Origin of the sequence: Capilliphycus salinus ALCB114379, from assembly GCF_047276495.1 — a bacterium.
GTDB lineage: Bacteria > Cyanobacteriota > Cyanobacteriia > Cyanobacteriales > Microcoleaceae > Capilliphycus > Capilliphycus salinus.
Window position 1 is genome coordinate 935,499 of record NZ_CP178543.1, and the last position, 25,326, is coordinate 960,824.

Sequence of the window (25,326 nt, forward strand, 5' to 3'; positions counted from 1 at the left end):
TGTAAGATTTTTTACAATGACGGACGGCATGACTTTGATTCCCCCAGACTTTCTCCAAGAGATAGCACAGGAGCATGGTGTCTCTGAGCCAGAACTCGAAGTGCTGTCAAAAGCGTTACTTGAGGGGAAGTCTATTGCTGCTATTTCCAACCAACTGAACTTGAAGCCGGAAACGGTTCGCAAGCGTCTCGGAGAAGCCTACCGCAAATTTGAAATTTCGGGAAAGGGGCCGGGAAAAATGGCAAAGTTGCAGCAATTATTGGTTTCTCGCTATCAACAACAGCAGATTTCATCGGAGTTTACTCCCCCTGCTTCGGTTCAAAAAACAACTTCTCATAAAATAACTTCTTATTATGATTGGGGTTCGGCGCCCGATATTGAGGTTTTTTATGGACGGGAAAAAGAACTTTCTCAACTGAAAAAATGGCTTTTAAATGATCGCTGTCGTTTAATCGCTGTGTTGGGAATGGGGGGCATGGGAAAAACGACATTAGCGGTGAAATTAGCCAAACAATTAACCGAACAATTTGAGTTTATCATTTGGCGGTCGCTCCGTCAAGCCCCTTCTTTAAAGCTGTTATTGGCGGATATTCTGACCGTTTTATCGGGTCAAGAATCGGCGAAGGATTTGTTAACTCAAGACGGCTATTTTTTGATTGCTCAACTGATTGACGCTTTAAAAACTTCTCGGTGTTTGATTATTTTTGACGATGTAGAGATGATTCTCAGTTCTCAGCAACTCGCGGGTTATTATGCTCAAGACTATCAAGAATATGGAACTCTCATTAAGCGAATCGCTGAAGAATCTCATCAAAGTTGCTTGATGTTGGCGAGTTCGGAAAAACTCAAAGATTTAGTTCTGTTAGAAGGTGCAAAAGTCCGTTCTTTAGCCTTAGCAGGTTCAGAAGAAATCTCCGAGAAAATTTTAGCCGAACGGGGATTAACAGTCAGTTCAGAATGGAAAGGTTTAACGGAACGCTATGGGTATAATCCATTAGCGATTAAAATTGTTTCGGCAACAATTCAAGAGTTATATTCGGGTCGGGTTTCAGAATTTATTAAAAATACCCTGTTAATGGGGGATGTTCGCTCGTTATTAGATCAACCTTTTGAACGATTATCAACCGCAGAGAAAGAAATGATGTATTGGTTAGCATTAGAACAGCAACCCTTACAACTTTCTGAAATTCAAGCAAAGATGTTAATTCCGTTATCTGCATCCGAAATCTTGGAAATTATGGGTTCTTTGGGAAGACGTTCACTGATTGAAAAAAGTCAGAAAGAGGGAAAAACTTTGTTTGGTCTTCAACCCGTTGTGATGAAATATGCGCTCGAACAATTTGTTCGTCAAGTTGAAGAAGAAATTATGAGATTAATCCAACATCAAGATTTAGAATCTCTTTGGTTGCTGCAACTTTATCCTTTAGAAACGGAACAAAGTCCTAAAAAATATTATTCGATTCTGGAGATTATCAAAAATAAACTCAGTTCTAGACTGTTAGCAAATCGTCGAGGCTTTAATTTGGCAATTCAGCGACTCGAAGACAGTTTATCCCATTTAAATCAGCAGTTTTTTGGAAGTCAATATACAACTCAAAATATCCAAAAGCTGCTCCAAATTCTACAAGTTGAGTGATAAATGCGAAAATGAGCTATTGTATTAATCCTCAATGTTCAAACCGCCAAAACTCTGATAAACTGGACGTTTGTCAAGCTTGTGGAACCCCTTTATTAATTCAGAAAAGATATCGAATTGTTCGACCGCTAAAGGAACCAAAATCGGGACATCCAACGGATATTTTTGAAGTTGAAGATTGGGGAGCCGGACTGGAAGATTGGGGAAGTTTAAAAGTTTTAAAAGTTTTAAAATATAACAATAATCCCGATTTAGTTCGCCTTTTAAAACAGGAAGCAAGGGTATTAATGTGGTTGCGTCATCCGGGAATTCCGAGAGTAGAACCGGATGATTATTTTACCGTTTATCCCTCTAAAACCAATCAATTGCTTCATTGTTTGGTGATGGAAAAAATAGAGGGACAAAATTTAGAACTTTGGTTAAACGAAAATCAAAAACTCTCTCAAGATGAAGCGCTAGACTGGCTACAACAAATTCTAGAAATTTTAGATCAACTTCACAGTCAAAATTTATTACATCGTGATTTAAAACCTTCTAATTTAATTTTAAGACCAAATGGACAGTTAGCTGTGATTGATTTTGGTACGGTGGGAATTGGGGATTGGGGTTCAACTCAAGTCGGTTCAATGGGTTATTCCGCACCCGAACAAATGAGCGGAAAAGCGGTGTTACAGTCCGATTTTTTTGCATTGGGTCGAACCTTTATTCATTTGCTTACGGGTCAGTCTCCGATGAACTTTCCAACCGAAGAAAAAACGGGTAAAATTCAATGGAAAAATCAAGCTAATCAGATTTCGGATGTATTTGCTGATTTGATTAATGAGTTGATGCAACCTTCCCCTAAAAATAGACCAAAAAATACACGGCTATTGCTTCAGAGGTTGGAAAAAGTTCGGGAAAAAATTACACAGGAACACAAAAATATATCTAAAACCGCTTTATCTCAACTCAAGTTTTTAGGATGGTTTTTGCTGGGAACAATCAGCGTTCGTTTCATTAGTCCTCAGATTCCGATTTTTATTCAAACTTATATTTTACCTCAAATTGATAAAACTTTAACCAATATTGGGTTTGAGCATTATCAAAATTATAACTTAGAACGGGCAGAATTTTATTATCAATTGGCGTTACAGTTTAATCCAGATAATGCGGCTTCCGCTTTGCAACTGGGTTTAATTTGCGAAGATAAACAAAATTTTGGTTGTGCGAGAAGCCAATATCAAGCCGCGATTCAGTCTGCAAAACAGAGCCAAAACTATTATGTTAAAGTCGCCGCCATTAATAATTTATCGCGTTTGCAAATTTGGTTAGATGGAAATAGTACAATAGCAATTGAACAGTTACAACAGGGGTTACAACTGATTCCGACTCTCAAACAACAATATCCCGAACCTTTTACCTTTAAAATGGAATCGGACTTATATAAAAATCTGGGTTGGGCTTACGCTCAACAAACGGAGTATTCTGATGCTTTGGTTTATTTGCAAACCGCCATAGAAATCAATTCAGAAAATGCTCCCGCTCATTGTTTACTGGCTCAGGTACTTGAAGAAATTCCCCAAAAAAAGTTAACCTTACAAAAGGTGAGAAAAAATTGTTTAAACATTGATTCAATTCAAAACCCCGAGACTATCACCTGGAAAAGTCTAGTTCGTCAACGTTTGAAAGCGGAAGGAGAAATTTAATGAAACTCCAGTCTGTTTTAGTGTTTTTACTTACCCTCGCTTTAATTTTAAACTTGGGAAAAGTAAATTTAACGCTAAAAAACCCATCTCAACTTGTTTATAAACCCGTTTATGCAGCCAACAATATTTTACCCGTTGGACGAGTCATTGAAACCAAAGGTGAGGTCTTTATAAAACGGCGAAATTGGTCGGATTATCATCAAGTCTTTGTGGGGACTGAACTCTATGCTGACGATCAAATTAAATCTATATCTTCGTCTGAATTAACGGCAATTTGTTATGCAAACTGGGAAACTTGGAACGCTCCGACCGATAAAATCTCCCAACCAACGGAAGGATGTTTACAAGCAAAAACAGAATGTGTAGAAACTCCCGATGGCTGTGTTTCTCCCGATGCGACTCGCAGCAATAATCAAATTTTTATTAGCGATAAAATTCCCTATGTTATCAGTCCCCGCCATACTTTATTACTGAATAATCAATCCATAGTTTTACGATGGAATCCCGTCACCGGAGTCAGTCGTTATACCGTTGTCCTTAAGAGTCCTTCGGAGTCAATTTGGGAAACAGAAGTTAGTTCAAATCAAGTGGTTTATGAAGGAAATATTTCTTTAAAGCCAGGAGTGCGTTATGTGGTTATTGTTCACGGAGATAATAATGTTTCCTCTCTCGATGAAGAATCCCCTTTTTCACAGCAAGACCCGCTAGGAATCGGATTTTCTATTTTAGAACCCTCAACCGAACAAAACATTACCGCTCAAACCGAGAAACTCGCTCAAAAATTAAAGGGAGAAGCCCAAACTTTAGCTTTGGTTGAGTTCTATCAAAAACAGAAGTTAAATTACGAAGCAATTAATCAATTAGAATCTTTGCTCAAACCGAATCAAAAAAAACCAGCTATCTATTATAAACTGGGCGAAATTTATCAAGAAATACAACTCCCTTTTTTGGCTAAAGATAACTATTTAAAGGCTCTGGAATTTATCCCAGAGGAAGACCTTTCTGGAATTGCAGAAGTTCAAACCGCTTTGGGCGAAATTTATCTCACTTTGAACGAAAAAAAAGAAGCGATAAATTGGCTAATGTTAGCGTACAATCAATATAAGGAGTTAGGAGAACAGCCCCGCCAAACTGAAATCAAGCAGTTAGTTGAAAAAATCAATCAATCACCTCCTTAAATTATGGCGAACAATCCGATTTTAAAAACAATAACTTTGACCCTATTTTTAGGCTTGATTCCGATTTCGAGTTTGGCACAAATCACACCAGCCAACGACGGAACCGGAACAAGAGTCACGCCGACACAACCCCAACAAAATACCCCAACTCGCTTTGATATTCAAGGCGGAAGTCGTTCTCAGGACGGAGGAAATTTATTTCACAGTTTTGAGCAATTTAATTTAGATTCTGGACAAACCGCCAACTTTATTTCTACCCCAGAAACCCGCAATATATTAACTCGAATTGTCGGGGGTGATGTTTCTCGAATTGATGGTATGATTAAAGTTACGGGGAGCAATGCGAATTTATTTTTAATGAATCCTTCTGGGATTGTTTTTGGCGCCAACGCCACTTTAAATGTACCTGCTTCTTTTTTTGCAACCACATCAACCGCTATTGGTTTGGGCGAATTTTCTAACGGTATTCCTCAAACTTGGTTTCAAGCGTTTCAAGCCAATAACTATTCACAACTCAATGGTTCTCCGAGCGCTTTTGTATTATCTAATAATCCGTCGGGTGTGATTATTAATAACGGAAATTTAACGGTTCAAGCCGGAAATACCTTAGGATTAGTCGGTAATATTGTCATAAATCTAGGAACAGTTTCAGCGTCTCAAGGAAATGTCGTGATTGAATCGGTTCCCGGTAATAGCTTAGTGCGGATTTCTCAAACGGGAAATTTATTAAGTTTAGAAGTTCAATCTCAGGCAATTTCCAACCCGTTAGGAACTCCGATAGTCGCACTACCTAAAATGCTAACGGGCGGCATTCAAACCCATGCAACAAATGTTATTATCAACGAGGATAATACCATCACCCTAACCAACGCCAACTCTAACAATTCTGTTGAACGTCGAGATCGAAATCCGGGTTTTGATGAATCTTTACCTGTAGAAATTGCTCCATTTAACCCCTCTTTTCCAACACAAATTACTACTCCGTCGCCGCCAATATCAACACCCGTTCGATCTTTTAATGCTAATAATACAACCGAACAAGCGACATTTGTACCGATCCTTCCGATTGAACCTCCACCCCCAGTTGAAAATCCCAACGCTCCCGAAATTAGTTATCTTGTCGATGAAATTCCCAATGTTGAACTGTTAATTTTGCCCACTATTTCTTCAGATAGCAATCAATTATTTGAAGTGAATGATACTTTGTCAATTGGTTCGGACTTGGTGAGTCCCAATATGGCAACTTTAGAAAACAACATTAACTTACTTCTAGATCAGTCTGTTAATCCAATTATTAATCCTCAATCTTTGCAATCTTTAATTCCCAGTCATCTCAATCCAGATCGCAACTATCAAATCGCCCTACAATCTACTTTTCCCGAAACAAATATTCAAAATATATTGGGTGAAATTGAAGCAAAAACCACCCAAAAACCAGCCGTAATTTATATAAAAACCCACCCCAATCACTCCATCGAACAGATTGACGGTTTAAGAATAAAAACTCAAGACGGACTCAGTTTAATGTTAGTTTTACCCGACGGTCAATCAATTGTAAAAAGTATCCCCGAAGCCGATTTACAAAAACTAAACCGTTTGGCGAGAGAGTTTTATTGGGAAATAAGCGATCCGAAAACTACAGCATGGCCAGCCGCTCGCAAACTCTATGAATGGTTAATTGCACCTCTCGAAGCGGACTTAAAAAAAGCCGGAATTGATACCTTATTATTTTGTTTAGATGAAAGATTGCGATCGCTTCCCCTCGCCGCTTTACACGATGGCCAACAGTTTTTAATTGAAAAATACAACTATAGCTTAATTCCTAGTTTAAACCTGACCGATGTCAGCTATAAAGGACTCAAAGACGCCGAAGTATTAGCAATGGGAATGTCAGAATTTGAAGATCAACCCTCTCTCCCGAGCGTTCCCACAGAAGTCGCCACAATTACTCAAAAACTCTGGCCGGGAGATGCCCTACTTAACCAAGAATTTACCTTAGAAAACCTCCAAAAAAAACGCGAAAAAAAATCCTATGAAATTATCCATCTGGCGACCCATGCCAATTTCATCTCCCAAGAAGATTCTTATATTCAATTTTGGGATGATAAACTTCCCTTAGATCGACTGCGAGACTTAAAATGGTACAAACAACCCCAAGTGGAATTATTAGTTTTAAGCGCCTGTAAAACCGCATTGGGAAACGTAGAAGAAGCGGAAACCGAAATGGGGTTTGCGGGGTTAGCCTATCGAGCCGGAGTTAAGTCCGCTTTGGCCAGTTTGTGGCGAGTCAGCGACGTCGGGACGTTGGGGCTAATGGTTGAATTTTACGCTCACTTAAAGTCCAGTCCCATCAAAGCAGAAGCCCTCAGACAAGCCCAACTCGCGTTATTGCGGGGAGAAGTGCGGATGGAGGGAGACGCACTGCGACAAACCCGAGGAAACACCCCTTTACCTTCGATACTGACGGACTCCCAAACCCCTGAGAACTTATCTCACCCCTATTATTGGGCGGGTTTCACGATGATCGGAAGTCCCTGGTAGTTTTATAACTTAAGTGAGAAAAGCTGAAAGTATTATCTAGAGAGAATTCTAGCCGCTACACTCTCGCGGATATCCAAAAGTTCACTTGACATTTTGTTTTTCTCACTTTAGGATTTATATAACTTAAGTGATAAGCTTGAGGAAATGAGAATCGGGGATTAACGAGTCCGAAGTCGTCCAACCCAAATCTCACGAGAGTCCAATCCATCTGACAGGGTATTATCTAATACCTTGTCAGATTTTTCCCAAACACTAATTAATTTTTCTAGCCTAATCAGTTTTGAGTAAATTACCTTCTTTGAGGGTGCATTTTTGACGTGCTTAATCACCTGAAATTGTCAATTGAGTTGAACAAATATTAGGAAAATGAACATGAATCAGACTACTAATGCAACATTAGATTCCTCAACAGAAACATCAGAAAATACCAACCTTACAAACCGGGGGGATGGAAGACGTGTTCAGGGTGAAGAATCCCAGCTTCCTGAAAACTTCAACTTTTGCGGTACCGTCACTCTCGAAGAATTTTCAGAAGAATCCCAGCTTCCTGAAAACTTCAGCTTTGATGATCTTTTTACGTCTGGGGAATTACCAGAGGATTTCAACCTCGAAAAAATAATCGCTACTATCAGCTATCTTCTGAACTTTTCAGAGGATTCAAACTCGTCAGAAAAATTAGGTTCTGAATTCTTACCTATCTCTATTCAAAGTTCCGATTTTCCAGGCAATTTTAACAGTTCCGATCAACACTCTCGCTTTCCCAAACCCCAAAATTTTAGGAACTTATCCACAGATTTTTTAAATTCAGACACCAACTTCTCTGAATCAATTAATTTCCAAGATTTCATCGAACAATTTTATCAGTTAGAACTCTCTGAAGTTCCGGAATATATCGAATATTTTCCAACAATTATTGACGAAGATTCTATTGTCGATGATCAAGAAGAACTTCCCGACGATCTCGAAGATTCTATTGTCGATGATCAAGAAGAACTTCCCGACGATCTCGAAGATTTTCCAACAATTATTGACGAAGATTCTATTGTCGATGATCAAGAAGAACTTCCCGACGATCTCGAAGATTTTCCAACAATTATTGACGAAGATTCTATTGTCGATGATCAAGAAGAACTTCCCGACGATCTCGAAGATTCTATTGTCGATGATCAAGAAGAACTTCCCGACGATCTCGAAGATTTTCCGACAATTATTGACGATGAAGAATTACCGGAAGGAGAACTTTCTGATAATGCTATTGAATACTTCCCCAATTTTGACGGAGAACCGTTAACCTTTCCCGATGATTTTAGCCCCAGCGAAATTGACGGAGAATTCACCATCCTTCCCTATCCACTTCCCGGATTTGGTGAAGAAATTCCCACTATTTCTGAAGGTGAAATTGACGGAGAATTCACAATCCTTCCTTTCCCACTTCCCGAAACTGGTGAAGAATTTGATTGGTTAACGGGAAGTTCAAATGGTGAAGAACTTTCTATTTCTGAAGGCGAGATAGACGGAGAAGTGACAATTCTTCCCTTCCCACTTCCCGGTGATGAAGAATTTGATCTGTTAATGGGAAGTTCAAATGGGGAAGAATTTCCGACTCTTTCTGAAACCGATAATGACATTATTCAGCTTCCGTTTGAACACAGTTTAACTCCCATTAGCGAAGGTGGAGAATTACCTGAAATTATTCCTTGTTTTGTCGGATATGACCCCATGACTTCCTCTTCTACCCCTCTCACAGAAGAAGATTTAACCCCCGTTATCTAACACAAAATCTCATATGATTTCCGGTTGATTAATTTTTGTTCAGGGGGTGGGGCGAGTTTAATTCAATCTCGAAGTGGTCACCCTCGATCCTGGATGAACCCGCCCCCTACAGCACTTCGGATTGATTAGTCGGAGATGATATCAGTTTTGATGCACCTATTCTCTTTTTTTGTAGCTTCTCTTTTCTTTTTAGCTGAACAATCGTTGTACACGCCAAAAACAAAAACCCGGTAACTCAATAGAAACCGGGTTTTTTCTCAGGTTATTTCGCCTGCGGAACCACAAAATTAACCAACTTACCGGGAACAACAATCACCTTTTTCAACTCTTGATTTTCCAGATAACGTTGGGCAACATCCGAGGTTTTCGCCAATTCTTCTAACGTGGCTTTATCGGCTTGGGCGGGAACTTGAATGGTGCCGCGAGTTTTGCCGTTAATTTGAATCACTAAAGTGATTTCATCGACAACCAAAGCATCGGTATCGACAGCCGGCCAACCTTCAGAATGAATCGAAGTTTTGTAACCCAAACTCCGCCACAACTCCTCAGAAATATGCGGAGAAAACGGCGCCAACAACTTCAATAACGTTTCAATTCCCTCGCGATAAACGGGAGAATTCGTACAACTCGCGTCAGAAATTGCATTACTCAATTTCATCATTTCCGACACCGCAGTATTAAACTGATATTCGCCGTCCAAATCCTCCGTAACTTCCTTAATCGCCGTGTGAATTGCCCGCCTTAAATCCTTTTCCTCCTTACTCAAATCCCCCGCTTTTTTGGAAGACTTAACCGGCGTGTTTTCCGCAAATTCGCTAACCAACCGCCAAACCCGATTTAAGAAGCGAAATTGCCCCTCAACATCGGCATCATCCCATTCCAAATCCTTCTCGGGCGGCGCTTTAAATAGGATAAACATCCTCGCCGTATCCGCCCCATATTTCGCCATCACTTCCAACGGATCGACGCCGTTGTATTTCGACTTCGACATCTTCTCGTAGAAGACTTCCAATTTCTCGCCGGTTTCCGGATCTTTCGGATCGTCCGGGTTCACATTTGCCGAAGGAATATACTTACCCGTCACCGGATTTTTATAGGTCAACCCCTGAACCATTCCCTGAGTCAACAAACGGCTAAACGGTTCATCGCAATTCAACAATCCGCGATCGCGCATTACCTTCGTAAAAAACCGCGAATATAATAAGTGTAAAATCGCGTGTTCGATCCCGCCCACATACTGATCCACCGGCATCCAATCGTTAGCAACTTTCGGATCAAAAACCTGCTGATCGTTCTTGGCATCGGGATACCGCATAAAATACCACGATGAATCGATAAACGTGTCCATCGTGTCCGTTTCCCGCTTCGCCGGCGTCCCGCAGGTCGGACAGGGAACATTAACCCAATCCTCCAACTTCGCCAACGGCGACGCCCCCCGCCCCGAAAACTCGACATTTTCCGGCAATTCGACGGGCAAATCTTCATCGGGAACCGGCACCGCCCCGCAGTTGGGACAGTGAATAATCGGTATCGGCGCCCCCCAGTAACGTTGTCGGGAAATCAACCAATCTCGCAAACGGTACTGTATCCGCCCCTGACCCAAGCCCTCATCTTCGGCGTATTCGATCACCGCCAATTTGCAGCCCTCGGAGGTTTCGCCGTTGCAGGGGCCAGAATTAACCATTACTCCCGGTTCGGTGTAGGCTTCGGTCAACTCCTCATCGGCGTTATCGGCATCATCGGGTACAATTACCGTGATAATCGGCAAATCGTACTGTTTGGCAAAGGCAAAATCTCGGGTATCGTGGGCCGGAACTCCCATCACCGCCCCGGTTCCGTATTCATACAACACATAATCGGCGATCCAGATGGGAACTTCCTTATTATTAAAAGGATTGATCGCTTTTCCGCCGGTGGGAACGCCCCGCTTGGGTTTATTTTCGGCGGTTCGATCCATCTCGCTTTCTTGGGAGACTTCTTCGATAAACGCCTCAACGGTTTCTTTTTGTTCGGGAGTTGTCACCTGTTCAACTAACGGATGTTCCGGCGCCAACACCACGTAGGAGACACCATAAACTGTATCGGGACGGGTGGTAAACACGGCGATGTTTTCGTCATCCATCCCCGCAACCGGAAATTCCAAATAAGCCCCCGTAGACTTGCCGATCCAGTTGGCCTGCATCAGTTTCACCCGTTCGGGCCAGCCGGGGAGTTTTTCCAAGTCGTTTAACAGTTCCTCGGCATATTCGGTAATCTTGAGGAACCACTGACGCAACAGTTTCCGTTCGACTTTTGCCCCGGAACGCCAGGAACGGCCTTCGCTGTCTACCTGTTCGTTTGCCAACACCGTTTGATCGATGGGGTCCCAGTTGACTGCGGCTTCTTTTTGGTAGGCGAGTCCGGCGTTATAAAATTGCAAAAAGATCCACTGCGTCCAGCGATAATAGTCCGGCGAACAGGTTGCAACTTCTTTTTCCCAGTCGAAGGAAATGCCCAAACGTTCCAACTGTTGCTTCATCTGGGCGATATTTTGATAAGTCCACTTCGCCGGATGTACGTTTCGTTCGATCGCCGCATTTTCCGCCGGAAGTCCGAAAGCATCCCACCCCATCGGGTTGAGGACACGATAGCCTTGCATCCGTTTCAGTCGGGCGATCACGTCGGTAATGGTATAGACGCGAACATGACCCATGTGTAAGTTTCCTGAAGGGTAGGGAAACATCGCCAGGGCGTAAAATTTCGGTTTTTGGGCGTCGGTTGGGGTTTTGTAGGAACCACTTTCAGCCCAGGTTTGTTGCCACTTCTGTTCAATGGATGCAGGATTATATCGAGACTCCACAACTCTAACTCCGTGCGGGATGTTTATCGTCTTTCTTTGCTCATTGTTGCATATTACCCGACTCTGGGTCGGGATTGCACATTACTCAGATATTCACATTGTAATACAAATACTACATATTTTCATCTACGATGCCAGTATCCCGGTTCTCGACTACATTCTTCATCCATTCTCTAAGATAGCGATCGCAAAGGGTTTGGATACCGAAACTGAAACCATCACACAAACGTAATAGTTTCTCACTGTGATCTCGCGATCGCAAAGGGTTTGGATACTGAAAGCTAAACCATCACACAAACGTAATAGTTTTTCTCTGTAAGCTCGCGATCGCAAAGGGTTTGGATACCGAAACTGAAACCATCACACAAACGTAATAGTTTTTCTCTGTAAGCTCGCGATCGCAAAGGGTTTGGATACCGAAACTGAAACCATCACACAAACGTAATAGTTTTTCTCTGTGATCTCGCGATCGCAAAGGGTTTGGATACCGAAACTGAAACCATCACACAAACGTAATAGTTTTTCTCTGTGATCTCGCGATCGCAAAGGGTTTGGATACCGAAACTGAAACCATCACACAAACGTAATAGTTTTTCTCTGTAAGCTCGCGATCGCACCGGGTTTGGATGCTGAAAGCGAATCTATAACACAAATACTACAGTCTGTAATCTTGAAAATCTCATCCTAAAGATAGATACACCGGCTCAAGTTTGGCTGTCATCTTATAAATGATTGAGTTGATCGGAAGTTCAATTCACTGCGATCGCCTGTATATCGTTAATCTAGCTTCTGTTATCGTTTCAGCTAATCACAGACTAGAAATTAATAAGTTTTTTCAATAGCTTAACCTTTATCCCCTTCGTTTGTAATTTTTTATACCTAAAGTCTTGATGTTTTCATCAAAACAGGTGGATATAACCTATAACACCAGGTTTGTCAAGATTTTTTAGATAAAGATTAGAACAAATTCATCAAAAAAATTTTAAAGAGTATTTAAAGTAGTTCTTTTCAACCGAAAATATACGGAGAAAAGACACAAGTCGATTTTGAATTATTTAATTTCAGGCTCAGAAACATTACCAATTGTGCGGTTAAAAATTCATTGCCATACTAGGAACAACAAAACAAACACGCACTCAATCAACCCCAAAACATGACAACTAACTTCTTAAAGAAACTCTCCATCGCCACCGTTAGCACCGCAGCTATTAGCCTTTCTTTCCTGGGAGCAAATCCCGCTCAAGCCGCTAATTTAATTAATAACGGTGGTTTTGAAACAGGTAATTTGACCGACTGGTCAGTAACCAATAATGGCTCAGGAGGATGTGATACTGACTGGAACGTTAACTCAACAGGAACAACGGGTTGTTTTGGGCGACAATCAGCTACAGAGGGAACATATGCAGCCTATAACAGCTTTGATGGTGATGGACCTCAAGAATTTCGCTTAGAACAATCATTTAGTATTGCAGAGAATGTTGAATCTGCAATTCTGAGTTGGTCAGATACGGCTGTTACGCAAATTTTTGGAAGCCTAGATCGTCATTTCCGTGTTGATTTATTTACCGATAGCGATGTATTCAACGTATTTGATTTAGCATTTGAAGCTGGTACTGTCGGTGAATATAATTGGACAGCACGTTCTTTTGATGTTACATCTTTCCTCCAAGCAAATATCGGTAAAGAAGTAACTCTTGCTTTCTCCAACCAAATCCCTCAAAGCTTTTCTGGACCTGCTGGCTTTGGCTTAGATAATATTGCACTCAATGTTGAATTCCAAGAATCTCAAGCTGTTCCCGAACCCGGAACCATCGCCGCACTCGGATTAATTGGTTTGGGTGGCTTGTTAACCAAGAAAAAACTGAACGCTTCAGAGAACTAACATCTAGTTTTTAGAAAAAAAATCAAGTGAAATCTGATTGAAAGTCTCAGCTTCGGTTGAGACTCTTTTTGTATTTTTGGAGAGTTAATTTAAGTACCCGGATATTAATAAACCTCTCTGTATGATGCAAGATTAATCAGTGCTGAAACCCTTTAGTGCTGGTTGTCTGTTGCCTATTGCTAGAAGCGGCTGTTCCGGTGTTCCCTCTTTTCTAAAAATCATCCGAAAGGTAGAAAAGAGCAGAGCCAACGGTAATTAGAGGAATATATGAGTAAAATTTGAGTGTTGTTTTCTGAACTCATTCTCAAATAATGTTGGATTTTCAGTTTCAAGTCGCCAAAACTTTTTTAGAGAATAAGAAGATTCTAAATCTTACACCCGCTCAAGTCGCCCAAAGACAACTTAATAAATTCAGAAAGTTGGTTAATTTTGTTGCCGAACGTTCTCCCTATTATCAGAAAATCATCGAAAAGTATAAAATAGACCCGAAAAACTGTCAGCCAACTGATTTTCCAGTATTATACAAAACAGACGTTCTAGAAAACTTCGATGAAATTCTCACCCATCCAGAAATTAGCAAAGAAAAGATTATCGATTTTTTAGCCAATTCTGAAAACCCGAATGATTTATTTTTGAACAAATATTTTGTCACCCATACTTCGGGAACATCTGGAGAAGTTGGTTACTACCTGTATTCACAAACCGAAATGGCTCAAGGACTTGCTTACCTGTTGAACCAAAATCAATCAAAATTTAGCCTTTTTAAAAAAATTGCTTACATTGCAGCATCTCAAGGTCACTTTGCCGGAGTAACCATCGTCAGTGCGTGCGAAAAACTCTATCCGCTATTCCAAGCGACAAAAATTTTAGATATCAATTTGGCTTTTCAGGAAATTCTAGACGCTTTAAACCAGTTTCAACCGACAATTTTATCCGGTTACGCATTTCTAATCAGAAAATTAGGAGAAGCCCAAGCCGAGGGGAAGCTAAAAATTAATCCAAAACTGATCGAAACAGGCGGAGAACCCTTAGTAGAGAAAGACAGAAAGTATATTCAAAGCATTTTTCAAGTACCCATCCTCAATACCTACGCCAGTGCTGAATTTTTATTGTTGGGTTTGTCTAAGCCGGAATTTGACGGAATGTATTTAATGGAAAGTAACCATATCTTCGAGATAGAAGCCGAGAAAATGCGGGTGACAAACTTGTACAATTATACGTTGCCTTTGATTCGATATCACATGGATGATCAATTAGAAACAGTTGAAGATAATAATCAACTCATGCCTTTTACGAAAGTTAGATCGGTTGTCGGTCGAGATGAAGATAGACCTCACTTTCTCAACGAAGAAGGAGAAGAAGATTATATTCATTATACTGCCATCGGTGAGATCAGAGCGAAATTACTAAAAAGATTTCAGATTCAAGTGATCAATCCAGAGAAATTCATTTTTAGAGCCGTTTTGAAAGATAGTTTAGATTCCCAACAACGAGCAGAAGCGCAGAAAGAAATCCGGCATCAGCTAAAAACTGTGTTGGCAAGCAAAAAAATGAATAATGTTGAGTTTGTAGTTGAGGAAGTAGACAGTATTGGTGTCAATCCTAACACGGGAAAATATAACATTGTGGTGAGTTAATTTATCTCTAGAGGTGGGTACAGTCGCACCGATTTCGCTAAGAATAGCGGTTTTTAAACTTAATCTTCAAACTAATGAATGATGATCCTCTTCGCTGATTTTGTCAAAATAGAAAATAAGAAATCGGCGTAGAAAACGCTTTGAAGAATTTTGAAGAACAAAAATATTGAGGAGAAAATTATACTATGATTAAGAGAATTTTAAAATCCGGTATTGCATCTTTGGGTACAATTTCTGTGCTTGCTTTTGCTCCTGTACTTCTTCTGGGAACGCCTGCGCGAGCGCAAGTGGTTGATGGAAGATTGGATGAATACCAAGTCGCAACCGCTCCAACTCTAACTTATGGTGAGGTCGGTCCCGTTGTGGAAGACGTGCAAATTATGCTCGATGAACTGGGATATTATGACAGTAGCGAGGGCATAACCGGAACTTACGACCAGGCAACTCAGCAAGCCGTTGAAGAATTCCAAGAAGATTATAATCTGATCTCAGATGGTATTGTTGGCGATAATACATGGGATACATTTCTAAGTCTGAACGAGGAAGGTATCTTTGAGTCAGATGATAGCTTTGATGAAGATAGAGGCTTCTATTCCGATTATGAAGATGAGTCTTTAGATTACGGAAATGACTATATCGAAGAGGACTCTTATGGGTATTAATCTGACCCACTTCTACCGTCGGTGATCATTTTGTTTAAAATGGCAATAGGCAAAAGACAGGGGTTAGGGTTTAGGGTTTAGCTGATGCGACTCAAAACCACTACCCGCGCACCCCAATCGCCGACACCCGACACCCCACCCAATCATTTACAAAACATAGAAAAGCCGGGAAATTAGGCAATTCCCGACTTTATTTCGTAAACCTTCTTCAATTTGAGCTATTTAACTTGTTATTTGGAACTGTTCATTTGAACTAACGTATCGTTTGCTAAGAAATGATCGATATGGTAAGCACGCTCCTCTGTTTCTAACAGAATTTTCTCGTATAAATAACGAGTTGCGCGATCGCCAAGGCTTTCAGCTTGTCCGGCTTGACGGCGTAACAATTGTAAAATGGCTTGTTCGGCGGCGAGGTCATGTTCGAGCATTTGGCGGGATAGGTAGTATCCATCCGGTTCGGGTTCAAAGCAGCACATTTCCGCCAACTTGCTGAAGCTGGCTACCGGAATACCCCCCAAACCGTTGAGACGCTCACCGAGTTCGTGAACGTGTTCTTGAACTTCGTCGTAGCTTTCTTGGAAAAACTCGTGTAAGGAGTAGAACTCCGCTCCCTCAACCACAAAATGATGTTTTTGATATTGGATGTAAAGTGCCTGAAAGCTTGCTAACAAGGCATTCATACCTTCGCAAATCGGCCCTGTAACGGAATGGTCAAATAAAACTGGGTTGTCACCCATTTCGCCCAACTGACGCACCGGACTTTGAATCTCAGTCATGCCTTGATTTCCTCGCATTAAGTACCGTTATTGCTAATGAACTTAGTTTATAGAATTGTGAATTCACTTGTCAATCTACCTTAAAGCCTGATTCTGCCTGTATTAGAAGGAATTTCGAGCAACCGACTTTTTTCACCGACCCTATTGAGAAATATTTTTACTTAAGATATGCTAGAGATTAAAGACTCAATCGGAAAACTTTTGACGAAGTTCCCGATATGCGGGTCAGGACTAAGTAGAAATTAGTTGCAGTTGGTACAAGTAATGAATTCATCACAGTTACAGCCCGAAAACAGCGAAGTCATCGAGGTCAACTGCTGGACCGATCGGTGGCAAGTGTACAGACGCTTACAAGAGTTAGGAATCCCCTGTTCCTGCGAGGTAGAGCAACCCCTGCGGGTACAGATCACGAACACTAACCATGCCGTTCAACTCTCAAGCGTCCTTAAACAGTTCAGCGCCTCCCGTCAAGATTTACTCGAAAGCTTAGAACGCTGTTGGCAAACTGAGTGTGACTGATCGCGCTTGCGATCGCGATCGACGCTTTCCTCAAAAGATTAAGGCGTTTGATGAGAACGTCTCTAATGGGGAACTTCAACTATCTCAACCCGAATAACTCACGATTACCCTGAAACCAATGTCCAAAACTGATAAACAAATTACGGAATTCAATTTTGCAGGCCAAGTCACCTATGTATTCTTCGATGGCAGCAAACCCAAATATCTACAACTGATGACCTCCGAAGGGCTGCATCTGATCAAACTGTCCAAAGACTCTCGTTCAGTCTGTGAACGTTTATTAATTCCGGGGCGGCAAGTTCAAGTCAGTGGGATGAAAAAATACGATCCCAAAAGCGGCAAAATCAAAATGAAAGCCGAAGAAATCATCGCCCTGAACGCCGAAGGACAGGTCAGCAGTTCACCTTGTTCTTCCAAAAAAGAAGCGAAAAAAACCTGTTCCGCTAAAGCCCAAATCCTCATTTGTGACAAGTCAGATTGTCGCAAAAAGGGCGGAAACCATTTGTGTTCGGCCTTAGAAACGGTTGTCAAAGAACGGGGACTCGAAGAACAAATCACCATCAAGAAAACAGGGTGTCTCAAACGATGTAAAGCCGGCCCCAACGTGGTGGTCATGCCCGACAAAACCCGCTACAGTCGAGTCAACGCCACCGAGGTTCCCGAATTAATCGCCAAGCATTTCTAAAACCTAAAACATTAAATAACTCAAAAGGCAACAGGCAACAGGCAGAAGTTCAGGAGTTTAGAAGTTAGGGATTTAGTGTTGGGGATTGGGACTGGGTTGACTTGCCCACGCACCCTAACCCCACGCACCCACGCACTCTAAACCCCCCTTCTGTCTATTGCCTGTTGCCTATTCCCCATTCCCCATTCCCCCTACACCCCACCTCCCCATCCCCCTATCCCCTGTTCCCTTCAAAAGAAGCTTGCTTGTAACTCCCACAGATGAGAAGATTTAAAGATGTGGCCTCAGGACAATTCTCACTATTGTTGAGGAAACTCGAAACGCGAGCTAGGGAACAGACAAACTGTTAATTCTAGGCTAAATTGCATTCGAGATCGTGTCCGGGGAGTGAGAACGGGTAAAAGGGCTGCGATCGCGAGTCGGGCATGAAAAAGCCTGTTTTCACCCTCGATACAACCCAAACCCGGATGCCACCGAACAGTCTGTTCACGCGGCCTTCGGCAGGGCTTCGCTTACACACGTCCAGAAAATATATAGAAACGATAACTATGGCTGTTGCAACCCAATCACTCGAAGAACTCTGCATTAACTCCATCCGCTTCTTAGCGATTGATGCGGTACAAAAAGCTAACTCAGGCCACCCCGGATTGCCGATGGGTGCAGCGCCGATGGCGTTTGTGTTGTGGGATCGCTTTATGCGGTTTAACCCCAAAAACCCCAAATGGTTCAACCGCGATCGCTTCGTCTTGTCGGCGGGTCATGGTTGTATGTTGCTGTATTCCCTCCTACACCTGACGGGTTTTGACAGTGTTCCCCTCGATGAAATTAAACAATTTCGTCAGTGGGGTTCTAAGACCCCCGGACACCCGGAAAACCACGTTACCGAGGGTATTGAAGTCACCACAGGGCCGTTAGGACAGGGAATTGCCAATGCGGTGGGACTCGCTTTAGCAGAAGCCCATTTAGCTGCAACTTTCAACAAACCGGACTGCACACTGGTCGATCACTACACTTATGTGATCATGGGTGATGGCTGCAACATGGAAGGGATTTCTGGTGAAGCCTGTTCTCTGGCCGGACACTGGGGCCTGGGCAAATTAATCGCCTTCTACGATGACAACCACATCTCTATCGATGGTCACACCGACATCTCCTTTACCGAAGATGTTGCAGCACGCTTTGAAGCCTACGGCTGGCACGTTCAACACGTTCCCGACGGTAACACCAACCTAGATGCGATCGCGGAAGCTATCCAAAAAGCCAAAGAAGTTACCGATAAGCCCTCGCTGATCAAAGTTACCACCATCATTGGTTACGGTTCCCCCAACAAAGCCAACACCCACGACGTTCACGGTGCGGCTTTGGGTAAAGATGAAGTTCAAGCCACCCGCGAACATTTGGGCTGGAACTATCCCGAATTTGAAATTCCCGAAGACGCCCTCAACCACTTCCGCAAAGCCATTGATAAAGGCGCCCAAGCGGAACAGGAATGGAACAAAATTTGGGAAGAATACAAATCCAAGTATGCCCAAGAAGCGGCTACTTTTGAGCGGATGTTGAGCGGGAAACTGCCGGAAAATTGGGCCGATGCGCTGCCGAAATACACCCCCGAAACCAAAGCAGATGCAACCCGCAACCAGTCGGGCGCGACTTTAAATGCGATCGCAAGCGTATTGCCGGAATTAATCGGCGGTTCGGCGGACTTGGCTCCCTCCAACAAAACCTTACTCAAAGGCTTGGGTGACTTCCAAAAAGGCAGCTACCAAAACCGCAACGTTCGCTTCGGGGTTCGCGAACACGGGATGGGCGCTATTTGTAACGGTATCGCCCTGCACGGTTCCGGGTTGATTCCCTACGGTGCAACTTTCTTGGTGTTTACCGATTATATGCGGAACTCCATCCGTTTATCGGCGTTGGCGGAAGCGGGCGTGATTTGGGTAATGACTCACGACTCCGTTGCCCTCGGCGAAGATGGCCCGACTCACCAACCCGTTGAACACGTTGCCTCCCTGCGGGCAATTCCTCAATTGATTGTGATTCGTCCGGCTGATGGAAATGAGACTTCTGGAGCCTATAAGGTGGCCGTAGAGAAGGCAAAATCCGCTCATCCGGCGCCGACCTTGTTGGCGTTATCCCGCCAGAATTTGCCCAATTTAGAGGGCAGTTCCATTGATGTGGTTGCTAAGGGGGCTTATGTCCTCAGCGATAACAGTGATGGTACTCCCGATATTATTTTGATTGGTACGGGCGGCGAAACTTACCTCTGCGTTGATGCTGCGGTGAAACTGCGCGAAGAAGGAAAGAAAGTTCGGGTGGTTTCGATGCCGAGTTGGGAGTTGTTTGAAGAACAGGATGCAGCTTACAAAGAGTCCGTTTTCCCGAAAGCCGTTAAGAAGCGGTTGGCGGTGGAAGCCGGGATTAGCTTCGGTTGGTGCCGTTATGTGACTGATGAAGGCGCAACCATCAGCGTTGATACCTTTGGGGCGTCTGCTCCCGGTGAAGTGGTTCTGGAGAAGTTCGGCTTCACCGTTGACAATGTTGTTGCTAAGGCGAAGGCGTTGTTGGGTTAGAGGTTAATTGTAGGGGCGGGTTCTGCCGAGATTTGTTTTTTCTCAGCAGCAACGGTTATAAACCTGCCCTAACTCAGCGTAATTGTTTAGGTTAGGATGGGGGTGTAACACTGTTGCGCCCCTATAAATTATCTATCATAAGTTTTCAAAAACAGTTATGACTGATAGCTCTTTCTTTGATGAGTCAAAAGAACAATCGATTATCAAGGCTGAAATTGTAGCCAAGTATTTTTGGGCTTGGGCAAAAGTTATCATACCACAGGCTAAAAAATGGGGCAAAAATATTGCATATATCGATCTATTTTCTGGGGCCGGGTCGTTATCAGGATGGTTCTCAGTCAACCCCCTTAAAAATTTTAGAGCGGGCAATTGAAGATCCAGATATGCGAGAACGTCTCGTCACTTTATTCAATGATGTAGATTCTAACAATACTCAATCACTTCAGCAAGCAATTTATTCTATTCCCGCCATAAATAGTTTGAGAAATAAACCGATAATACTCAATACAGAAGTCGGAGAAGAAATTATTCAAAATTTAGAGCGGGTGCGATTCATTCCTACCTTATTTTTCATCGATCCTTGGGGATACAGAGGATTGTCACTTCGGCTGATCGGATCGGTGATTAAAGATTGGGGATGTGATTGTATTTTTTTCTTCAATTATAATCGCATTAATATGGGTTTAAATAATTCCTATGTAGAAAGTCATATGCAGTCTCTATTTGGAAATGAACGGGCAGATTCTCTGAGGAAAGAACTTCAGTCAAAATTACCCCATCAAAGAGAATTAATAATAATTGAAGAACTGTCTCAAGCTTTGAAAGCAATAGGAGGGGAGTATGTTTTACCTTTTTGCTTCAAAAATAGTAAAGGAACAAGAACCAGCCATCATTTGATTTTTGTCTCCAAAAATGTTCGGGGTTATTCAATAATGAAAGAAATTATGGCCGGGGCAAGTTCGAGTACAGAACAGGGTGTTCCCACTTTTGAATATAATCAAGCTACCCAAGAACAGCCCCTATTATTTGAACTTTCTAAACCTCTCGACGAACTTGAAAATCTATTGCTGGATGAATTTGCTGGTCAAACAAAAACGATGGTAGAAATTTATGAACAGCATCATGTTAATAAACGTTATATCAAGAAAAATTATAAAGATGTTCTCCTGAAACTGGAAGCTGAAGGTCAAGTTACTACCGATCCATCCAAACGCAGAAAAGGCACATTTGGAGATACAGTTAAGGTTACATTTCCACCGAAATTATAGAATAAACTCCCTTTGTTAACTGGATTTACGACTCATTATCATATTATCTCTTTGCCATCTTTTTTGATGTTTATACCAAATTTTTGGCATTTCATCCCAAATTTCACCGTCAAGTAGTCTTCCTCCTGCTTTAGAAGTTCTACCTCCCACTTGCTTAAAGAAAAATGGTACTCCTGCAACTTGACACTGTTGACGAATATCTCGCACCCATTCTAATTTTAGAGGACGATGTTTGAATCCCGATTCTCCTCCCACAATTACCCAGTCAATATCTTGTAAATTAAGCTGTAAAGAACTCAATAGGGGTTCACAGGATAAAAACCGTATTTTTGCAGGGACTTGGCGCAAATAATCAATTCGATGAATATAGTTTTGATTCTCAACAGACACACCCATCCAAATATTATCTAGCCATTCAAGTTCGGAAGCGATTTCGAGTAAACGTTCATGTCGCTTTGTTAGAATTTGATAGACGTGCCAAGGTGTTTGACGCATAACTTGAAAAATATCTTGAATAAAATTCAGAGGAATATCTTCGTGAAAAAGATCGCTCATAGAGTTCACAAAAATACGGCTGGGTTTACGCCATTTTAAAGGTTCTGGTAATCTTTCTGGATGTAATGTTAAAGCAAATCCTTGAGGAAAGTTGTGAGTAAAACGTTTAGTTATCCCTTCTGCATAGCAATTTAAACAGCCCGGACTTACTTTATTACAGCCCGTCGTGGGATTCCAAGTTCTATCTGTCCATTCTATACCCGTGTTGATACTAGACATAATTTTAAAAATTTTGATTATCTATTGACTTATTGCAACAAACTCAGTTACAAAACTAATTGTAAATGCTCTTGTTTTTTTACCGGACTTAAATTATAACAAAGATTGAAATAAAATTCAACCTGACTAGCTGATAAATTTTCGATCTTATACAAAAATCAACATAAAGATTAACTATCTTTTAGAATAAATTCTATGGAATTTATCGAAGACATTGTTAGGGAAAAGGCGATCGCAGAAGGGGAAAAAACGGAAAAAGGGTTATCAACTGATAAAATAGCGGTAAAACCCGATTGAAGATTTGGGGATAAAATTAACATGATCGCTCAAACTGAGAAGAAAATCTACACGATTGAAGAATATCTAGAACTAGAACTCACATCCGAAACACGCAACGAATATCGTAATGGTGAAATTATTCCGATGACTGCGGGAACACCTAACCACAATGATATTTCTGGTAATCTCTATATTGCTTTGAGTCTCTTTCTCAAAGGCAAACCTTATGAGAGGTTTCATGTAGACCAACGGCTTTGGATACCCGCAGTTAGTTTGTACACTTACCCCGATGTGATGGTGGTTTCTAAACCGTTAGAACTGCAAACCGGACGCAAAGATACTGTTATGAATCCCCGTTTTATTGCGGAAGTTTTATCGAAATCGACTCAAAATTATGACCGCAGCGAAAAGTTTGAGGCTTATCGTTCTATTCCAACGTTTCAAGAATATCTTTTGATTGACCAATACCGGATACACGTGGAACATGACGTTAAAACCGATGTCAACCAATGGCTATTTACAGAATATAACGAGGGAAATATTACCCTCTCTTTGAGTTGCTTTGAGTTGGAAATTCAGATCGCAGAATTTTACGAAAATGTTGATTTTGCAGAAGCTTAATTTTTTAACGTGTTATCCTCAATATAATCTTTGATAAATCTAACAAGAAAAGTGTCAAATTTTGGCTCAGGGTTTCCCCTGGATGCACCCTCAGAGAGTTATATTTTGGGTATGTAGATTGGTGTGATTGGCTGAAAAGTTTTCAAGAGTTCAGCATTCAATCCAATCAAATATTCCCTGATGATGCTAGAACAAAAATTCAATCGAAATCGATTTACAAGAATTGTTGTAAGTTGGGATTTTCAGCTAACTTCTTCAACAGTTGCTTAATTTCTTGAGTCCGTTCTTTGTGGGCAATTAACGTTACATTTCCTTCCCGGACGACTAACAAATCGTCTACACCCAGAGTCACAATAATGTCGTCTTTATTCTCGCTAAATAATATTGAATTTTTGGTCTCCATTCCCACATGGTGAGCCAATTCAACGTTAGAATCTTTGCTTTCATGCAAGCGCCCTAAAGCATTCCAATCGCCCAAATCATCCCAGGCAAATTCTACCGGAATCACACAGGTTTTTTGTGTCTTTTCCATCAGGGCATAGTCAATGCTAATTTTTGACAATTCAAAATAAGCATCTGCACCTTTTTCTTCTAACGTTTTTACCAAGTCGGGAACATAAGTTCGCAATTCATTAAGCATGACACCCGCCCGAAAAACAAAAATCCCGCCATTCCAGCTAAACTTACCGGTTGAGAGGAACTTTTCGGCTGTTTCTTGATCGGGTTTTTCGGTAAATCGGACAACTTTATAAGCGGGAAAATCATCAAAGACTCCCAACTTTTCACCCTGTTCAATATATCCGTAACCCGTCGCCGGATAACTCGGTTTTACACCCAAAGTTACAATCACATCTTCGGTTGCAGCCAACTCTTTTGCCGCTTTTAAAGTCTTCTCAAAAATCGCCGGTTCACCTATCCAATGGTCCGCCGGAAAAAATCCAATCACAGCGTCTTCTCCGTGACGACGGGCGATTTCTATGGTTGTCCAAGCCACCGCAGGGGCGGTATCGCGACCTTCGGGTTCGGCTAAAATATTTTTTTCGGGTAATTGGGGAAGCTGTTTGTGAACGCCATCGGCTAACAGGGTCGAAGTCACCACCCACAGTCCCTCCCAATTTTCAGCCAGGGAAAGCAGGCGGTTAGCCGTTGTTTGCAGTAAACTCTCACCACTCCCATCTAGGCTTAAAAACTGTTTGGGTCGATGCTTTCGACTCAATGGCCAAAACCGTTCACCTTTACCACCAGCGAGAATAACAGGGATCATTTGTCTTGAGTTTGAGACATCAATGATTCAATCTTAATTTGTATATTGTCCGTTGTCAGTGATTTGCGAAAAATATAGCCTAGATAACGGATTTGTTGTCACCTTGTTTGATTTCAGGGTGAAGGTGTCCCTTTTTTGGGGAGTTTCGGACTGGGAATGTTTTTTTCTGTTAACTTCGCTACATTTTTTCCCCAATCATGGCACAGTGTTATTAGAAATTCTGAATAAATTCATAAGCTGGAGTAATTAACCATGAGTCTACAAGAGCAAGCCCGGGAGTCGCTGGCCAAAGAACGTCAGCATGATGAACATCTCCATGAATCTATGCGAAATCGCGCCCAGGAGGAAGTCGATCGCCATGTTGAAGGAGAAACCAACGAACAAGCCCGGGAATTGACTGCAAAAGAACGTCAACATGAACAGCATTTACACGAGTCTATGTTGGAGCGAAGCAGCGAACAACTTGAGCATTCTTAGTTGGTTGAGTTGCTCGGATAATATTCTCTCTATAATACAGCTTTAGTACCAAGTTCGCTGAATTTTGGTACTATTTTTTTAGATTTTTTCGGATTACTTTAAAGCGCGATTCTCCGGGCGATCCGACCGTTCAAATGTGATCTTTTTTTAAGAGGGGTTCGGTAATGAGTTTAAGAGTTGACTATGGTTTTCCTCTGGTTTATGTTCGCGATCGCGGTGATAATATTCAAGATGAGGGTCTTTATTTTAGTCTTAATTAT

General features: G+C 41.8%; 19 protein-coding genes. 15 read left to right on the forward strand and 4 right to left on the reverse strand.

Annotated features, from left to right (window positions below):
• The first annotated feature begins 16 nt into the window (after positions 1–16).
• The 5 genes from ACL6C3_RS03890 (at position 17) to ACL6C3_RS03910 (ending at position 8,813) form a co-directional block, all read left to right on the forward strand.
• Complete coding sequence (locus ACL6C3_RS03890) at positions 17–1,636, forward strand: NB-ARC domain-containing protein (protein WP_413165516.1); 1,620 nt, start codon at positions 17–19, stop codon at positions 1,634–1,636.
• Between the two features lie 11 nt (positions 1,637–1,647).
• Complete coding sequence (locus ACL6C3_RS03895) at positions 1,648–3,321, forward strand: protein kinase domain-containing protein (protein WP_413165518.1); 1,674 nt, start codon at positions 1,648–1,650, stop codon at positions 3,319–3,321.
• Entirely contained in the window at positions 3,321–4,499 is a 1,179-nt protein-coding gene (locus ACL6C3_RS03900) for a tetratricopeptide repeat protein (RefSeq protein ID WP_413165520.1), read from the forward strand. The genes ACL6C3_RS03895 and ACL6C3_RS03900 overlap by 1 nt, the downstream gene beginning before the upstream one ends.
• 3 nt (positions 4,500–4,502) lie before the next feature.
• Entirely contained in the window at positions 4,503–7,040 is a 2,538-nt protein-coding gene (locus ACL6C3_RS03905) for a CHAT domain-containing protein (RefSeq protein WP_413165522.1), read from the forward strand.
• A gap of 372 nt (positions 7,041–7,412) precedes the next feature.
• Positions 7,413–8,813 (forward strand): hypothetical protein, encoded by a 1,401-nt coding sequence (locus ACL6C3_RS03910; RefSeq protein WP_413165524.1) that lies wholly within the window; start codon positions 7,413–7,415, stop codon positions 8,811–8,813.
• Between the two features lie 262 nt (positions 8,814–9,075).
• Here the strand turns inward: ACL6C3_RS03910 and leuS are convergent, their stop codons facing one another.
• A complete protein-coding gene (gene leuS / locus ACL6C3_RS03915) occupies positions 9,076–11,652 on the reverse strand; it encodes a leucine--tRNA ligase (RefSeq protein ID WP_413165526.1) in 2,577 nt (858 codons plus the stop codon).
• A 1,153-nt stretch (positions 11,653–12,805) separates the two neighbouring features.
• Here leuS and ACL6C3_RS03920 point away from each other — a divergent pair.
• From ACL6C3_RS03920 to ACL6C3_RS03930, 3 genes are all read left to right on the forward strand, one after another.
• Positions 12,806–13,534, forward strand: coding sequence for a PEP-CTERM sorting domain-containing protein (locus ACL6C3_RS03920; protein ID WP_413165528.1), 729 nt, complete (start codon positions 12,806–12,808; stop codon positions 13,532–13,534).
• Between the two features lie 311 nt (positions 13,535–13,845).
• Positions 13,846–15,171, forward strand: coding sequence for a hypothetical protein (locus ACL6C3_RS03925; protein WP_413165530.1), 1,326 nt, complete (start codon positions 13,846–13,848; stop codon positions 15,169–15,171).
• Between the two features lie 185 nt (positions 15,172–15,356).
• The gene (locus ACL6C3_RS03930) at positions 15,357–15,833 is read left to right on the forward strand and encodes a peptidoglycan-binding domain-containing protein (protein ID WP_413165532.1); all 477 of its coding nucleotides are present in this window, start codon (positions 15,357–15,359) and stop codon (positions 15,831–15,833) included.
• A 230-nt stretch (positions 15,834–16,063) separates the two neighbouring features.
• Here ACL6C3_RS03930 and ACL6C3_RS03935 read toward each other — a convergent pair whose 3' ends face one another.
• Positions 16,064–16,609 carry a Dps family protein gene (locus ACL6C3_RS03935; protein WP_413165534.1) on the reverse strand — a complete coding sequence of 182 codons (546 nt, stop codon included), beginning with the start codon at positions 16,607–16,609 and terminating at the stop codon, positions 16,064–16,066.
• A 264-nt stretch (positions 16,610–16,873) separates the two neighbouring features.
• On the opposite strand from ACL6C3_RS03935, the gene ACL6C3_RS03940 reads away from it, so the two are divergent.
• From ACL6C3_RS03940 to ACL6C3_RS03960, 5 genes are all read left to right on the forward strand, one after another.
• Entirely contained in the window at positions 16,874–17,128 is a 255-nt protein-coding gene (locus ACL6C3_RS03940; RefSeq protein ID WP_413165536.1) for an Asr1405/Asl0597 family protein, read from the forward strand.
• Positions 17,129–17,246: 118 nt separating this feature from the next.
• Positions 17,247–17,813 (forward strand): (2Fe-2S) ferredoxin domain-containing protein, encoded by a 567-nt coding sequence (locus ACL6C3_RS03945; RefSeq protein ID WP_413165538.1) that lies wholly within the window; start codon positions 17,247–17,249, stop codon positions 17,811–17,813.
• A 548-nt stretch (positions 17,814–18,361) separates the two neighbouring features.
• Positions 18,362–20,383 (forward strand): transketolase, encoded by a 2,022-nt coding sequence (gene tkt / locus ACL6C3_RS03950; protein ID WP_413165539.1) that lies wholly within the window; start codon positions 18,362–18,364, stop codon positions 20,381–20,383.
• Positions 20,384–20,540: 157 nt separating this feature from the next.
• Positions 20,541–20,756: a hypothetical protein gene (locus ACL6C3_RS03955; RefSeq protein WP_413168463.1), complete on the forward strand. Its 216-nt coding sequence runs from the start codon at positions 20,541–20,543 to the stop codon at positions 20,754–20,756.
• Complete coding sequence (locus ACL6C3_RS03960; protein WP_413165541.1) at positions 20,668–21,651, forward strand: three-Cys-motif partner protein TcmP; 984 nt, start codon at positions 20,668–20,670, stop codon at positions 21,649–21,651. The genes ACL6C3_RS03955 and ACL6C3_RS03960 overlap by 89 nt, the downstream gene beginning before the upstream one ends.
• 15 nt (positions 21,652–21,666) lie before the next feature.
• Here the strand turns inward: ACL6C3_RS03960 and ACL6C3_RS03965 are convergent, their stop codons facing one another.
• On the reverse strand, positions 21,667–22,425 hold the full coding sequence (locus tag ACL6C3_RS03965) for a DUF5131 family protein (protein WP_413165543.1): 759 nt from the start codon (positions 22,423–22,425) through the stop codon (positions 21,667–21,669).
• Positions 22,426–22,743: 318 nt separating this feature from the next.
• Here ACL6C3_RS03965 and ACL6C3_RS03970 point away from each other — a divergent pair, with 318 nt between their 5' ends.
• Entirely contained in the window at positions 22,744–23,325 is a 582-nt protein-coding gene (locus ACL6C3_RS03970) for a Uma2 family endonuclease (RefSeq protein ID WP_413165545.1), read from the forward strand.
• Between the two features lie 214 nt (positions 23,326–23,539).
• Here ACL6C3_RS03970 and ACL6C3_RS03975 read toward each other — a convergent pair whose 3' ends face one another.
• Positions 23,540–24,589, reverse strand: a complete 1,050-nt coding sequence (locus tag ACL6C3_RS03975; RefSeq protein WP_413165547.1) for a mannose-1-phosphate guanylyltransferase — start codon at positions 24,587–24,589, stop codon at positions 23,540–23,542.
• Positions 24,590–24,841: 252 nt separating this feature from the next.
• On the opposite strand from ACL6C3_RS03975, the gene ACL6C3_RS03980 reads away from it, so the two are divergent.
• Positions 24,842–25,066, forward strand: a complete 225-nt coding sequence (locus ACL6C3_RS03980; RefSeq protein WP_413165548.1) for a hypothetical protein — start codon at positions 24,842–24,844, stop codon at positions 25,064–25,066.
• Positions 25,067–25,326: the final 260 nt, after the last annotated feature.